The organism is Acinetobacter sp. 22323 (genome assembly GCF_052044895.1).
GTDB lineage: Bacteria > Pseudomonadota > Gammaproteobacteria > Pseudomonadales > Moraxellaceae > Acinetobacter > Acinetobacter schindleri.
The window spans coordinates 1-1,679 of record NZ_JBQEOL010000044.1 but is presented as its reverse complement, the minus strand read 5'-3'; the positions used below and the strand labels follow the sequence as shown (position 1 = coordinate 1,679).

Below are 1,679 nucleotides of genomic sequence, written 5' to 3'. Positions count from 1 at the left end.
TGCAGATGATAAAACAGTCTGGACTTTAAGCTTTAAACAGGCAGGTACAGATCAACCAAGTCTTAAACTAAAAGAAGGGTCGTACACAGACCTTGCAGGCAACCCGGGTTCAGAGAAAGTCTTGGATAAAGCCAATGGTGGATTTGAATCGGACATCACACCACCAGCATTAGGTGACGTAATTTTCGACATTGTAAGTATTGCTACTGACGGTATTGTCAATGCCGTAGAATCAACGTCTTTAAATGTTCCTATTGTGGGTAAGTTAAGCTCAATTCCATCAGACAGTACGCTTACAGCAATTAAAGTTACAGTAGGTGATCAAGTTGTTGAAGCACAAATTGTTAACTTGGAAACAGGTGAGTGGACAGCGAATATTGAAGGTAAACATTTCCTCAATAATACTCAAGTTTTGGCTGAAGCGACGTTTAAGGATGCGGCAGGAAACACTTCAGCTAAGACAACGGTTGAGAACTACACTGTAGATACAACTGCACCGAAAGTTGAGAGTATCACAGCATCGGATACGCTTTTGGCTAAAGGCGAAAAAGTAATTATTACTGTCAAGTTTAGCGAAGAAGTTAAAGGCCTCGACATTAATGATTTTGTCCCAGTAGGTGGTAGTGTTAATAACCTTCAACAATCTGCAACAGACAAAACGGTATGGACTTTAGAGTTTGTACAAGAAGGTGCAGATCAACCAAGTCTTATACTTAAAGAAGGCTCTTATACTGATCTTGCGGGTAACCCGGGTTCAGAGAAAGTCTTGGATAAAGCCAATGGTGGATTTGAATCTGATATCACCCCACCAGCGTTGGACGGCGTAATCTTCACAATCGAAACTGTTGCAGAAGATGGCATTGTGAATATTGCAGAATCTCAAGATAAAGTTACGATTGTTGGTCAATTAACATCAATTCCTGCTGATAGCATTGAAACTGTAATTCAAGTTACGGTGGGTAGTGAAACAGTCGATGCGACTATTACAGATGCCCAGTCCGGTACTTGGGCTGCGGTATTATCCGGTTCATCATTCATTAATGTTGCGAATCAAGCTAAAGAAGTTAATGCGACAGTAACCTTTAAGGATCAAGCGGGTAATACCTCCACCAAGAGTACAGCTTCAAATTATGAAGTAGACCTAAGTAAGCCTGAAGTTACAAGTATTGAGCCTGCAGATAAAGTTCTGGCTAAAGATGAAGTTGTCACAATTACGATTACCTTTAATGAAGAGGTTAAAGGCCTTGAACTTGCTGACTTCGAAGCGAAAGGTGGCTTGATTTCAGGTCTTCAACAGTCTGCAGATGATAAAACAGTCTGGACTTTAAGCTTTAAACAGGCAGGTACAGATCAACCAAGTCTTAAACTAAAAGAAGGGTCGTACACAGACCTTGCAGGCAACCCGGGTTCAGAGAAAGTCTTGGATAAAGCCAATGGTGGATTTGAATCGGACATCACACCACCAGCATTAGGTGACGTAATTTTCGACATTGTAAGTATTGCTACTGACGGTATTGTCAATGCCGTAGAATCAACGTCTTTAAATGTTCCTATTGTGGGTAAGTTAAGCTCAATTCCATCAGACAGTACGCTTACAGCAATTAAAGTTACAGTAGGTGATCAAGTTGTTGAAGCACAAATTGTTAACTTGGAAACAGGTGAGTGGACAGCGAATATTG

1 protein-coding gene is annotated in these 1,679 nt (G+C 40.9%); it reads left to right on the top strand.

All coding sequences use genetic code 11. The annotated features are described in order from the left end of the window. Window positions 1–1,679, top strand: a 1,679-nt coding sequence (locus tag ACTJIX_RS14770) for an Ig-like domain-containing protein (protein ID WP_440611563.1), incomplete at both ends; no start/stop codon positions are given.